Below are 12,599 nucleotides of genomic sequence, written 5' to 3' on the forward strand. Positions count from 1 at the left end.
GACCTCCAGCGCGGAACGGGTATTGCCCAGAACGATAACAGGTTCTAGTTTGGGCCGATGGCGCGCAACATCGCGGATCTCGTTGAGCATGCCGTCGACCTCGTCCCGGAGCGTGTTGCCGTGGCGTGCGGCGACCGCCAGGTCACCTACGCCCAACTGGAGGAGCGCGCCAACCGCCTGGCGCACCATCTGGCCGATCACGGCGTCGGCCCCGGCGACCACGTCGGCATCCAGTGCCAGAACTCCATCGAGGCCGTCGAGACGATGATCGCGGCCTTCAAGCTGCGCGCGGTCTCGGTGAACGTGAACTACCGCTACGTCGAGAACGAGCTGCGCTACCTGTACACCAACGCCGACCTGGTCGCGCTGGTGCACGACCGCCGGTACACGTCGCGGGTGACGGCCGTGCGCCCGGACGCCCCGCTGCTGCGCCACTGCATCGTCCTCGAGGACGGCAGCGACGAGGCCGTGCCGCCCGACCACGGCGTCGACTACGAGGCGGCCCTGACCAGCGGCAGCCCCGAGCGCGACTTCCCGGAACGCAGCGCGGACGACATCTACATCCTGTTCACCGGCGGCACCACCGGCCACCCCAAGGGCGTCGTGTGGCGGCACGAGGACGTGTGGCGCGCGCTCGGCGGCGGCATCGACTTCATCACCGGCGTTCCAGTGGCGGACGAGTGGGCGCAGTCGCAGGCCGGCAAGGACTTCGGCCTGGTCAGGATGTGCCTCGCGCCGCTGATCCACGGGGCGGCGCAGTGGGCCACGCTGCCCACGCTCTTCGGTTGCGGCACCGCCGTGCTGATGCCGAAGTTCGATCCGCACGAGGCGTGGCAGGCCATCCAGCGGCACAAGGTCAACGTCGTCACGCTGGTGGGCGACGCGATGGCCCGGCCGATGATCGAGGTCTACGCCGAGGGCGGGTACGACGGCTCGTCGCTGTTCGCGATCTCCAGCCACGCGGCGCTGTTCTCGCCGTCGGTGCAGGAGCAGTACCTCGACGCGTTCCCCAACATCGTGCTCACCGACGCCATCGGCTCGTCCGAGTCCGGCTTCACGGGCATCCAGATGGTCACGCGCGACGGCGCGTACACGGGCGGGCCGCGGGTGAAGCCCGGCCCGGACGTCGTCGTGATCGACGACGACGGGCAGCTCGTCCCGTCCGGTTCGGGCCGGGTCGGGCGCATCGCGCGCACCGGCCCCATCCCGCTGGGCTATTACAAAGATCCCGAGAAGACGGCCGCGCTCTACGTGGAGGTGGACGGCACCCGCTACGTGATGCCCGGCGACTTCGCGCGGATGGAGACCGACGGCACCGTGACGCTGCTCGGCCGCGGCAACACGTGCGTCAACACGGCGGGGGAGAAGGTGTTCCCCGAGGAGGTCGAGGGCGCGCTGAAGGCGCATCCCGACGTGTTCGACGCGCTGGTCATCGGCGTGCCGGACGAGCGGCTCGGGCAGCGCGTCGGCGCCGTGGTGGCGCCCCGCCCCGGCGCGAACCCGGACCTCGCGGCACTCGACGCCCACGTCCGCGGCCTGCTCGCCGGCTACAAGGTGCCGCGCAGCGTGTGGCTGGTCGACGAGATCGAGCGGCTGCCCAGCGGAAAACCCGACTACCGGTGGGCGAACGAGCACGCGGCCGCCCACGCGCCCGCGACCCCGACGCCGGCGGCGCCGTGATGCGCACCGACATCTGCGACCGCTTCGGCATCGACCACCCGATCGTCGGCTTCACCCCGTCCGAGCACGTGGCGGCCGCGATCAGCCGCGCCGGCGGCTTCGGCGTGCTCGGCTGCGTGCGCTTCAACGACCCCGCCGAGCTCGACGCCGTCCTCGACTGGATGGACGCCAACACCGACGGCCGGCCCTACGGCGTCGACGTCGTGATGCCGTCGAAGGTGCCCACCGAGGGCACCCAGGTCGACCTGGCCAGCCTCATCCCGCCGGGCCACCGCGAGTTCGTGGAGCGGACGCTCACCGAGCTGGGCGTGCCTCCGCTCCCGTCCGGGGGCCACGCCCGGGACGGGGTGCTCGGCTGGCTGCACTCGGTCGCCCGCTCGCACGTCGACGTCGCGTTGAAGCACCCGGTGCGGCTCATCGCCAACGCGCTCGGCTCGCCGCCGGCGGACGTCATCGAGCAGGCGCACAGCCAGGACGTCCCGGTCGCCGCGCTCGCCGGCACCGCCGCCCACGCCGCCCGGCACGTCGACAACGGCGTCGACATCGTCGTCGCGCAGGGGTACGAGGCCGGTGGGCACACCGGTGAGATCGCGTCCATGGTGCTGCTGCCCGAGGTCGTCGACGCGGTGGGTTCGCGGGCGCCGGTGCTCGCGGCCGGCGGGATCGGCAGCGGCCGGCAGATCGCGGCTGCCCTGGCCCTGGGCGCCGTAGGCGTGTGGATGGGGTCCGCCTGGCTCACCACGACGGAGTACACCGCGGGCATCGAGGCCTCTGCCATGCAGCGGGCGCTGCTCGCCGCCAGCTCGGCCGACACCGTGCGGTCGCGGATCTACTCCGGGAAGCCTGCTCGACTGCTCAAGACCCGGTGGACGCAGGCCTGGGCGGCGCCCGGCGCGCCTGAGCCCTTGCCGATGCCGTTGCAGAACATCCTGGTCAGCGAGGCGCACGAGCGGATCCAGCGGTCTGCTGATCCTGAGGTCGTCGCCATGCCGGTGGGGCAGATCGTGGGGCGGATGAACGAGATCCGTCCTGTGGCGTCGGTGATGGAGTCGTTGGTTGCGGAGTTGGGGTCGACGGTGGATCGGTTGGCGGGCCTGCAGTCCTCCTGAACTACCCCTTCGCGGTCCTGGTCTTCGGTTTGTACTGCTCGGCCTGCGTTGTGGTGCTACCGGCGTCTTCGAACGAATAATATGGTCGACCTGGCGGCCGTACCCGACTCGGAACTCCGTCTGACTGCCTTCGGTCTTGCTGCGTGCGTGGTCATCTGGCGGTGGTGCCGATTTCGAACACTTGTTTGGCAGGGCCGTTTTCGGTAAGATACAGGCATGTCCAGGTCTGTCCTTGTCGCGCAGCTCGCTGACGCTGTGGCGCGGTTGGAGGAGCAGAAGAATGCTCTCGCCGCGCAGCAGTCTGCGGCGATTCTTGCGTTGGGGCGGGCTGTGGCGGCTGAGCGGATCGATGCCGGTGTCACTGATCCCGACGATGTGCAGCGGGTTGTCGCCGAGCAGGTCGGGCTGGCCTGCCGGGTGTCTGCCTCCGAGGGTGGGAAGCGGGTGCGGATCGCCCGGGACCTGCACGCCGGCCACTCGCGTGTGCGGGCGCTGTTCGCGGCCGGACTGCTCAACGAGCAGAAGGTCGCCTTCATCACCAGCGCCGGGTCACACCTGGATCCCGAGGAACGATCCTGGGTCGATGAGCAGCTCGCCGAGCGTGGTGTAGAGACCTTGAGCGTGCGGCGCATCCACGACCTGGCGCGGAAGTTGGCGGCGGAGGTGGCGCCGGACAAGTTCGCGCAGCGCTGCGCCCGGGCCCGGTCCGGGCGGCGGGTGACGGTACGCCCCTCCGCCGAGCCCGGCATGGCGGATCTGACCGCCCACCTGCCCGTCGAACAGGCCGTGGCCTGCTACACGGCATTGCGAAAAGCCGTGAACGAGGTGTGGGTGCGGCCGGAGCCGGTGCTGCGGGGGCGGGGCGAGATCATGGCCGACACCCTCGTTGAACGGCTCACCGGACAGGCCCAGGCCGAGGACATCGACGTCCAGGTGCAGATCATCGTGCCGTTCGAGTCGCTGCTGGACCCGGACAGCCCGCTCCCGGCCGAGGTCCCCGGCCACGGGCCGATCCCCGCCGACATCGTGCGCACCGGTGCCGGCCGCAAGACGTACCGCCGGATCGTGACCCGCGACGGCATCGTGATCGGCGGCGACTCGGTGCAGCGCACCTTCACCGGCGTCCTGGCCGAGCTGATCAAGATCCGGGACGGCGGCCGGTGCACCGCCCCATTCTGCGATGCCCCCATCCGGCACATCGACCACATCGAACGCTGGCGCGACGGTGGCCGCACGACTTTCGACAACGGACGCGGCTTGTGCGAATTCCACAACCATCTGCGCGAAATCGGCACCACAGTCAGTCGACCACGCCCGCAACGGAAGCGAAGGCACGCAGACGGAGTTCCAAGTCGGGTACGGCCGCCAGGTCGACCATATGATGCAGTGAAAACCCCGGTAGCGCCGCCACAGAAGCGAGCACCCGAGGCGGCAATCCCGCTCGCGCCCCGGCGAAGCCGAAGACCTAAAACTGGGCGCTGAGAGCGCCCGGTATGAGCTCACCGACGAGTACTGATGGCGCATCCGGTGAGTGCGGAACGGACAAGCACGTCACACGACGGCGATCGCGTCCACCTCGATGAGGTAACCGGGCGCCGCGAGGGTCTCCACCCCGAGCAGGACGTCGGCGGGCTTGTGGTCGCCGAAGAGCCGCACCCGAGCCTGCTCGATGACGGGCAGGTACTCCCGGCGGTGCCCGACCACGTAGATGGTGATCTTGGTGACCTGGTCCGGTCGCGCGCCGGCGGCGGAGAGGGCGCGGCCGAGGTTTGCGAAGACCTGCTCGGCCTGCGCGGCCAGGTCGCCGGGATGGACCAGGTTGCCGTCGGGGTCGTCGGACATCTGGCCGGCGACGAACACCATGCGGCTGCCCGAGGCGGCGACGACGTGGCTGTAGGTCTCCGGCGTGTCCAGGCCGTCCGGCTGGATGATCTCGATGCCCATGGCGTTGTCCGCTCCCAGTCGGTAGGCGAGGTCGAAGTGGGTGACGTGGGGGTCGGGTTCGAGGCCGAACTGGTCGTCGCCGGGGTAGTCGCGGGCGGCGGCCGTGTCGTCGCCGGCGTAGCGGCGCACCGCCTCCTCGTCGGCCCACGTGGTGAGCAGGGTGATCCGGACGCGGTCGCCGTCGCGCCGGTGCAGGACGGTCGCGTCGAGGAAGCCGTCGATGCCGCGCATCTCGCCGACGGCGTTACCCAGCAGGTGCTGGTGGAAGGGTTCGGCCTGGTCGGCGGGCACCAGCCCGTGCCACATCCGCACGACAGGTCGCTGGGTGCTCGTCATGGACTACCTCCCCGACGGTGACGATGCCATGATCAACATATGCCCGAACCCGGCAACGATGGCGAATGGGACCTGATCGTCACGCCCTGGCACCTCGACGAGCACATCCCGGACTTCCCGGTCCCGGTCGGTGCGACCCGGGTCGAGTGCCCGGTCCCTGCCCGGATGAGCGCCCTGCACCGGGCCACCGCCGACGTGGTGGCGCAGGCGGCCAAGCCGCTGGTGCTCTCCGGCGACTGCCCCACCTCCCGCGCCGCCGTGGCCGAGCTGCAGCGCCGCCACGACGACCTGACCGTGCTGTGGATCGACGCTCACGGCGACTTCAACACCCCCGCCATCTCGACGAGCGGCTACATCGGCGGCATGGCGATCTCCATGCTGACCGGCCGCACACCCGGGTTGTTCGACGACACGCTCGGGCTGCGGCCAGTCCCGGAGGCCAGCATCGTGCTGGCCGACGCGCGCGACCTCGACCCCGCCGAGGGGGACGCCCTCGCAGCCAGCCAGGTCCGCCGGGTGCCCGCCGAGCCCGCTGCGATCACCGCCGCGCTCGGGCCCGGCCCGCTCTACGTCCACCTCGACATCGACGTCATCGACGGCGCCGAGCTGCCCGGCGCACGCTTCCCCTCCGGCCCGGGGCCCTCGCTGGCCCGGATCGAGGAGTGCCTGGCCGCTGCCTGCGCGAACGCCGACGTCGTCGGCGCCTACCTCGCCTGCGCGTGGCTGCCCGAGCACGCCGGCGACGCGAGCAGCCGCGCGACGATGTCCCGCCTCACCGCAGCACTCGGGGCCACCGTAACCTGGACCGGCTGACCGTCACTCCGCGAGCAGCGCGCCGAGGCGACGGAGCTGTGCCGTCGCCCCGCCCATGGCGAACTCGTTGCGCTTCGCCGCGACGAAGTAGCGGTGCAGCGGGTGGTCGATGTCCAGCCCCACGCCGCCGTGCACGTGAACGGCGGTGTGCGCGACGCGGTGCCCGCCGTCGGCCGCCCAGAACTTGGCGGTCGCGATCGCGGCGTCCGCCGGCAGCCCGGCCGAGACCTGCCACGCGGCCTGCCACAGGGTGAGCCGGATGGCCTCGACGTCGACATAGGCGTCGGCGAGGCGCTGGGCAACGGCCTGGAACGCGCCGATCGGCCGGTCGAACTGGACGCGCGTGCGCGCGTACTCCGCGGTGAGCTCCAAGGCCCGCTCGACGACGCCCAGCTGCGCGGCGCAGAGGCCGAGGGTGGCGTGCGCGGTCAGCCACTCGGCGACCTCCGGGCCGCCGAGCACGCGATCGCCGTCGAGCACCACGCCGGTCAGCTCCAGCCAGCCCGCGGCGTCGCCGTCGACCATCTGCTGTCGCTCGATGGTGACGCCGGGGTCGGCCGGCGTCACGAGGAACACGGTGCCGTCGGCGGGCACCAGTACGAGGTCGGCGGCGGGTCCGGACGGAACGGTCGTCCAGGTGCCGGTGAGCACCCATGTTCCGTCCGGCCGGGGCTCCGCACGCGTCGGCGCGGCCGCGTCGAGCGCCACGGTGATGACGAGGTCGCCGGCCGCGGCAGGTGCGGCCCACCGGGCCCGCTGCTCGGAGGTGCCGAACGAGGCCAGCGCGGAGGCGCCGAGCACGATCGAGGCGAGGTAGGGCACCGGCGCCACGGCCCGTCCGAGCTCGACGAGCACGCTGCACTGCTCGAGGATTCCGTAGCCGGTGCCCCCGACGTCCTCGGGGAGGGCGGCGGAGAGCACACCCGCGTCGGCCAGCGCCGCCCACAGCTGCGGGTCGAAGCGGTGCTCGCCGTCCTCCAGCTCGCGCAGGCGCTCCGGGGTGGCGTGCCGGTCGAGGATCGGGCTGATCAGGGCGCCGAGGTCGCGCTGCGCCTCGGTGGGGGAGAAGTCCACGTCAGGCTCCTGTTCAGCGGCGGAAGGGCAGGCCGAGGGCGACGGCGGCGATCATGTCGCGCTGCACCTCGTTGGTGCCGCCGCCGAAGGTGAGGATCAGCGACGAGCGGTGCATGCGCTCGACCCGCCCGCGGAGCAGGGCGCCCGGGGATCCCGCCTGCACGGTGGCGCCGGCGCCGAGCACCTCCATGAGCAGCCGGTATGCCTCCGTCGCGAGCTCGGTGCCGTAGAGCTTCGTCGCGGACGCCGCCGCAGGCCCCGGCGCCTCGCCCGACGAGGCCGCGATCCGCCAGTTCATCAGCTTGAGGACCTCGGCCTTCGCGTGCACCCGCGCCAGGTGCACCTGCACCCACTCCTGGTCGAGCACGCCGGTCTCGCGGGCCCACTCCCGCACCTCGCCCAGCGCGGTGAACAGCGGCGCTGCTGACGTGAGCGCGACCCGCTCGTGGTTGAGCTGGTTGGTGATGATCCCCCAGCCCTGGTTCTCCGGCCCGACCAGCGACGACGCCGGCACGCGCACGTCGGAGTAGTAGGTGGCGCTGGTGCCCACGCCGGCCATCGTGCGCACGGGCGTCCAGGAGAAGCCCGGCGCGTCCGTCGGCACGACGAGGATCGACAGCCCCTTGTGCTTCGGCGCGTCGGGATCGGTGCGGCAGGCGAGCCACACGTAGTCGGCGTGCTGGATGAGGCTGGTCCACAGCTTCTGGCCGTTGATCACGTACTCGCCGCCGTCGCGGACGGCGCGGGTGCGCAGCGCGGCGAGGTCGGTGCCGGCCTCGGGTTCGGAGTAGCCGATGGAGAAGTGCAGCTCGCCGGCCGCGATGCGGGGGAGGAAGAACTCCTGCTGCTCCGGCGAGCCGAAGCGCATGATCGTCGGGCCGATCGTGTTGAGCGTCAGGAACGGCACCGGCGCGCCCGCGACGGCCGCCTCCTCGGTGAAGATCAGCTGGTCCATCAGCGGCCGGTCCTGCCCGCCGAAGCGCTCCGGCCAGCCCAGCGTGAGCCAGCCGTCGGCGCCCATCTGCTGCACGACCTCGCGGTAGACCTTGCCGTCGCCGTACTCGCCGGCACCGGAGGTCAGGGCCTCCCGGCGCTCGGGGGTCAGCAGATCCGCGAAGTACGAGCGCAGCTCCGCGCGAAGGGCCTCCTGCTCCGGCGTGTACGCGACGTGCATCCGACCTCCCAGCAGACTGGAACGTGTTCTATTCAGCATAGCCGTGGTAGCAACAGGTCCCGTTGACGCATTCGAGAACGAGTTCTAGTGTCCGCCTGGTGGATCCCACGCCCGACGCATGCAGCCTCCGCGGCAGGGTCGCGATCGTCACCGGAGCCGGCGCCGGGCTCGGCCGGGCCGAGGCGCTCGCGCTGGCCGCTGCCGGTGCCGACGTCGTCGTCAACGACCTCGACGAGGCCGGCGCATCGGTCGTCGACGAGATCGCGCAGCTCGGGGCGAAGGCGGAGTTCGTCGCCGGCGACGTCGGAGAGCGGGCGACGGCCGACGCGTTGCTCACGACGGCGATCGACCGCTTCGGCGGGCTGGACGTCGTGGTCAACAACGCGGGCGTGGTGCGCGACCGCATGCTGTTCAGCCTGTCGGACGACGACTTCGACCTCGTCCTGCGGGTGCACCTGCGCGGGCACTTCCTGCTGTCGCGGGGCGCGGCGGCGCACTGGCGGGCGCAGTCGAAGGAGGCCGGTGCGCCGGTGTACGGCCGGATCGTGAACACCTCGTCCGAGGCGTTCCTGCTCGGACCGCCGGGCCAGGCCAACTACGCGGCCGCGAAGGCCGGCATCACCGCGCTGACCGTGTCGACGGCGCGGGCGATGCAGCGCTACGGCGTCACGGCGAACGCGATCTGCCCGCGTGCGCGCACCGCGATGACGGCCGAGACGTTCGGGGCGGCCCCGCAGGAGGGGTTCGACCCGCTGTCCACCGAGCATGTTGCGCCGCTGGTGGCCTACCTCGCCGGGCCGGCCGCGCAGTCGATCAGCGGGCAGGTGTTCGTCGTCCACGGCGGCATGGTGGCGCTGCTCGCGCCGCCGACCGTCGAGCGCCGCTTCGACGCCGATGCCGCCGGCTGGACCCTCGCCGACCTGCATGACTCCGTCGGCGCGCATTTCGCTGGCGCTGACCCGGCCCGGATGTTCGTCGGCGAGGACGTGCTGCGCTTGGCCCCCGTGACCCGAGAGGATCGAGGATGACCCTCAGCGTTGCCCCGCACCGTGAGTCGGTCGGGCTCACCGACGGGCTGCTGTCCGTCGACGGCGAGTGGCGCCCGGCCCGCGACGGCGCCACCTGGGAGCACCGGCACCCGGCGACGGGCGAGGTGGTCGGCAGCTTCGCCGTCGCCGGAGCGGCGGACGTCGACGAGGCCGTGCGCGCGTCGCGCCGGGCGTTCGACGAGGGCCCGTGGCCGCGCACGCGTGCTGGTGCGCGGATCCGCGTGCTCCGGCGGTGCGCCGACACCCTGCGCGAGCACGCCGACGAGCTGCGCGCCGTGCAGGCGCTGGACAACGGCGTGCCCCTGTCGTTCGGCGCGATCTACGCCACCTCCGTCGAGGCCGCGGCCGACGTGTTCGACCACCACGCCGGCTGGGTGGACAAGCTCGGCGGCCAGACGCTGCCGCCCTACCAGGGCGGCGACCACCTGGCGATGACCTTCCGCGAGCCGGTCGGCGTGGTCGCCGCCGTACTGCCGTGGAACGGGCCGTTCCTGCTGTTCGCGCAGAAGGTCGCGCCGGCGCTGGCCGCCGGTTGCACGGTGGTGGTGAAGCCGTCGGAGCACGCGACGTTCACCGTGCTGCGGATGGTGGCGCTCCTGCACGAGGCCGGCGTGCCCGAGGGTGCGCTGCAGGTCGTCGCCGGCCCGGGCGACCCGACGGGCGAGGCGCTGATCACGCACCCGCTCGTCGACAAGGTCAGCTTCACGGGCAGCCGCGCGGTGGGGCGGCGGATCGTCGAGGCGTCGGCAGCGACGATGAAGCGGGTGTCGCTGGAGCTGGGCGGCAAGAGCCCGGTGCTCGTGTTCCCGGACGCGCCGGACGTCGGGCTCGCCGGGATGACCGCCATGGGCATGGTCACCATGGGGCTGTCCGGCCAGGCGTGCGTCGCCCACACCCGCGCGCTGGTTCACCGCGAGGTCCACGACCAGTTCGTCGACGCGGCCCGCATGCTGGCCGGCATGGTCTCCTACGGCGACCCGTTCGACGCGACCGTCACGTCCAGCGCGTTGATCACCGAGAAGCAGCTCGACCGGGTGCTCGGCTACATCGACCGCGGCGTGCAGGACGGCGCCCGGCTGGTGACCGGCGGTGAGCGGCTCGGCGGCGACCTCGAAGGGGGCAACTTCGTCGCCCCGACGATCTTCGCCGACGTCGACAACGGCATGGCCATCGCCCAGGAGGAGATCTTCGGGCCGGTGCTCTCCGTCATCCCGTTCGACGACGAGGAGGAGGCCGTCCGGCTCGCCAACGACACCGAGTACGGGCTGGGCGCCGGGCTGTACACGGCCGACGCGCAACGGGCGTTCCGCGTCGCGCGGCGGCTGCGCGCCGGCATCGTCGGGGTCAACGGGTTCCAGGTCGAGCCGCACGTGCCGTTCGGCGGGTTCAAGCAGTCCGGGCTCGGCCGGGAGGGCGGCCAGTCCGCGTTCGAGGCCTACACCGAGCTGAAGACCGTGCTCATGCCGCTGACCGACGAGCTGATGTGACCGAGCTTGCGAGGGCACCATTCAGCGCAGCACCGCCGGGCACGGCGCCGACGAGCGGCAGCGAGGAGGTGTTGTGACCGGGCGGCTGAGCGGCAAGGTCGCGATCGTCACCGGTGCGGCGCGCGGCCAGGGCGAGGCGACCGTCCGAGCGTTCGTCAGGGAAGGCGCGTCGGTCCTCGCCACCGACGTCGTCGACGACGCCGGCAAGGCGCTGGCCGACGAGCTGGGTGACGCCGTGGCCTACCGGCACCTCGACGTGGGTGCCGAGGAAGAGTGGCCGGAGGCCGTCGCGGACGTCGTGGCGCGCTTCGGGCGCCTCGACGTGCTCGTCAACAACGCGGGCGTGATGCACCTGGCCCCACTCGTCTCGACCACGCTCGCCGACTACGAGCGGGTCGTCCGGGTCAACCAGATCGGCACGTTCCTCGGCATGCGCGCGGTGGTTCCAGCGATGATCGAGGCCGGTGGCGGCGCCATCGTCAACCTGTCGTCGGTGGAGGGCCTCGCCGCGGCCCGGTTCCTGACCGCGTACACCGCCAGCAAGTTCGCCATCCGCGGCATGACCAAGGTCGCCGCGATGGAGCTCGGCGAGCACGGTATCCGCGTCAACTCCGTGCACCCGGGGATGATCGACACGCCGATGATCTCCGACGCCGCCGGCGGGGCCGAGCTGGACATGGCCTGGATCGGCCGCAAGGTGGCGCTGCGGCGGGTCGGGCGGCCGGAGGAGACGGCCGCGCTCGTGGTGTTCCTCGCCAGCGACGAGAGCTCCTACTGCACGGGCGCCGAGTTCGTCAGCGACGGCGGCGCCACCGCCACGCACGCGCTGAACCTCGGTTAGGACCGCCCCGAACTGGAACGTGTTCTACCGGCGTCGGAGCGAGTGACGCGCCGACGCGTCGCAGGTGACAGGCGGTGCCGGCTGCCTGTGCCGCCCGTCGCTTTGACATTTCCGAGAACGAGTTCTACTGTGGCCCGCGCAACATGGTCTCCTGTTGCGCGCCTCGCCAACTTCTCACAGGTGGCGCGGCCGCCGGCGTCGGGGTCGACCCCCGACGACACCGACGCCGGGACAGGGGCAGGCTCCCCGCTCCCCCAGGAGGACCGCGATGACGCACACCGCCGGGTGCCGGTGATCCCGCCCAGCCGCGTGTCCGCGCTGCCCGGGGTCGCGGCGCTGCGCCAGGTCGGCCTGCTCACCACGCTGGCGTGGCAGGTGCTGCGGGCGTTGCCGCGGCGGCCGTTCCAGTGGCGCGAGTTCATCCAGCAGAGCTGGTTCTTCGCCAGCGTGACGATCCTGCCGACGGCGCTCGTGGCGATCCCGTTCGGCGCGGTGATCGCGTTGCAGCTGGGGTCGCTGACCGCGCAGATCGGCGCCCAGTCGTTCACCGGCGCGGCCAGCGCGCTCGCGATCGTGCAGCAGGCCAGCCCGCTCATCACCGCGCTGCTGGTGGCCGGGGCCGGCGGTTCGGCGATGTGCGCCGACATCGGCGCCCGCACCATCCGCGAGGAGATCGACGCCCTCGAGGTGCTCGGGATCTCGCCGGTCCAGCGGCTGATCGTGCCGCGGGTGCTCGCGGCCATGCTCATCTCCGTGCTGCTCAACGGCCTGGTCAGCGTCGTCGGCGTGATGGGCGGCTACTTCTTCAACGTCGTGATGCAGGGCGGCACCCCCGGCGCGTACCTCGCGAGCTTCAACGCGCTCGCGCAGCTGCCGGACCTGCTGGTCAGCGAGTTCAAGGCGCTGCTGTACGGGTTCGTGGCCGGCGTCGTCGCCGCGTTCCGCGGGCTCAACCCGCGCGGCGGGCCGAAGGGCGTCGGCGACGCGGTGAACCAGGCGGTGGTGATCACGTTCCTGCTGCTGTTCCTCATCAACCTCGTGATCACCGGCATCTACCTGCAGATCGTCCCCTCGAAGGGGCTCTGACCGCGG

11 protein-coding genes are annotated in these 12,599 nt (G+C 71.9%); 8 read left to right on the forward strand and 3 right to left on the reverse strand.

Annotated elements, in window-relative coordinates; translation table 11 throughout:
- Positions 1–57 precede the first annotated feature (57 nt).
- The 3 genes from ACQEVB_RS15135 to ACQEVB_RS15145 all read left to right on the forward strand — a co-directional run bounded on the left by ACQEVB_RS15135 (position 58) and on the right by ACQEVB_RS15145 (position 4,271).
- Positions 58–1,680, forward strand: a complete 1,623-nt coding sequence (locus ACQEVB_RS15135) for an acyl-CoA synthetase (RefSeq protein WP_432970826.1) — start codon at positions 58–60, stop codon at positions 1,678–1,680.
- Entirely contained in the window at positions 1,680–2,789 is a 1,110-nt protein-coding gene (locus ACQEVB_RS15140) for an NAD(P)H-dependent flavin oxidoreductase (protein WP_432980370.1), read from the forward strand. Before ACQEVB_RS15135 ends, ACQEVB_RS15140 begins: the two co-directional genes overlap by 1 nt.
- Positions 2,790–3,005: 216 nt before the next feature.
- Positions 3,006–4,271 (forward strand): DUF222 domain-containing protein, encoded by a 1,266-nt coding sequence (locus ACQEVB_RS15145; RefSeq protein ID WP_432970829.1) that lies wholly within the window; start codon positions 3,006–3,008, stop codon positions 4,269–4,271.
- Between the two features lie 69 nt (positions 4,272–4,340).
- On the opposite strand, the gene ACQEVB_RS15150 is transcribed toward ACQEVB_RS15145, so the two are convergent.
- A complete protein-coding gene (locus tag ACQEVB_RS15150) occupies positions 4,341–5,069 on the reverse strand; it encodes a Rid family hydrolase (protein WP_432970832.1) in 729 nt (242 codons plus the stop codon).
- Positions 5,070–5,108: 39 nt separating this feature from the next.
- On the opposite strand from ACQEVB_RS15150, the gene ACQEVB_RS15155 reads away from it, so the two are divergent.
- Complete coding sequence (locus ACQEVB_RS15155) at positions 5,109–5,882, forward strand: arginase family protein (RefSeq protein WP_432970835.1); 774 nt, start codon at positions 5,109–5,111, stop codon at positions 5,880–5,882.
- Positions 5,883–5,885: 3 nt separating this feature from the next.
- Here ACQEVB_RS15155 and ACQEVB_RS15160 read toward each other — a convergent pair whose 3' ends face one another.
- Both ACQEVB_RS15160 and ACQEVB_RS15165 read right to left on the reverse strand, forming a co-directional pair.
- Positions 5,886–6,956, reverse strand: coding sequence for an acyl-CoA dehydrogenase family protein (locus tag ACQEVB_RS15160; RefSeq protein ID WP_432970838.1), 1,071 nt, complete (start codon positions 6,954–6,956; stop codon positions 5,886–5,888).
- 13 nt (positions 6,957–6,969) lie between these two features.
- Entirely contained in the window at positions 6,970–8,130 is a 1,161-nt protein-coding gene (locus tag ACQEVB_RS15165) for an acyl-CoA dehydrogenase family protein (protein ID WP_432970841.1), read from the reverse strand.
- A 98-nt stretch (positions 8,131–8,228) separates the two neighbouring features.
- Between ACQEVB_RS15165 and ACQEVB_RS15170 the strand changes: the two genes are divergently transcribed.
- The 4 genes from ACQEVB_RS15170 (at position 8,229) to ACQEVB_RS15185 (ending at position 12,593) form a co-directional block, all read left to right on the forward strand.
- The gene (locus tag ACQEVB_RS15170; protein WP_432970844.1) at positions 8,229–9,158 is read left to right on the forward strand and encodes a 3-oxoacyl-ACP reductase; all 930 of its coding nucleotides are present in this window, start codon (positions 8,229–8,231) and stop codon (positions 9,156–9,158) included.
- Positions 9,155–10,666 carry an aldehyde dehydrogenase family protein gene (locus tag ACQEVB_RS15175; RefSeq protein WP_432970847.1) on the forward strand — a complete coding sequence of 504 codons (1,512 nt, stop codon included), beginning with the start codon at positions 9,155–9,157 and terminating at the stop codon, positions 10,664–10,666. Before ACQEVB_RS15170 ends, ACQEVB_RS15175 begins: the two co-directional genes overlap by 4 nt.
- Before the next feature lie 73 nt (positions 10,667–10,739).
- Positions 10,740–11,507, forward strand: coding sequence for a glucose 1-dehydrogenase (locus ACQEVB_RS15180; RefSeq protein ID WP_432970850.1), 768 nt, complete (start codon positions 10,740–10,742; stop codon positions 11,505–11,507).
- 294 nt (positions 11,508–11,801) lie between these two features.
- Entirely contained in the window at positions 11,802–12,593 is a 792-nt protein-coding gene (locus ACQEVB_RS15185) for an MlaE family ABC transporter permease (RefSeq protein ID WP_432980373.1), read from the forward strand.
- Positions 12,594–12,599 lie beyond the last annotated feature (6 nt).

The sequence above is a fragment of the Pseudonocardia sp. CA-107938 genome, from assembly GCF_050936315.1.
In the GTDB taxonomy this organism is placed as follows: Bacteria; Actinomycetota; Actinomycetes; order Mycobacteriales; family Pseudonocardiaceae; genus Pseudonocardia.

Bases quoted from the DNA above. Each gene is read 5' to 3' on its own strand.
- ACQEVB_RS15135 (WP_432970826.1), top strand. From the start codon at position 58: ATGGCGCGCAACATCGCGGATCTCGTTGAGCATGCCGTCGACCTCGTC.
- ACQEVB_RS15140 (WP_432980370.1), top strand. From the start codon at position 1,680: ATGCGCACCGACATCTGCGACCGCTTCGGCATCGACCACCCGATCGTC.
- ACQEVB_RS15145 (WP_432970829.1), top strand. From the start codon at position 3,006: ATGTCCAGGTCTGTCCTTGTCGCGCAGCTCGCTGACGCTGTGGCGCGG.
- ACQEVB_RS15150 (WP_432970832.1), bottom strand. From the start codon at position 5,069: ATGACGAGCACCCAGCGACCTGTCGTGCGGATGTGGCACGGGCTGGTG.
- ACQEVB_RS15155 (WP_432970835.1), top strand. From the start codon at position 5,109: ATGCCCGAACCCGGCAACGATGGCGAATGGGACCTGATCGTCACGCCC.
- ACQEVB_RS15165 (WP_432970841.1), bottom strand. From the start codon at position 8,130: ATGCACGTCGCGTACACGCCGGAGCAGGAGGCCCTTCGCGCGGAGCTG.
- ACQEVB_RS15175 (WP_432970847.1), top strand. From the start codon at position 9,155: ATGACCCTCAGCGTTGCCCCGCACCGTGAGTCGGTCGGGCTCACCGAC.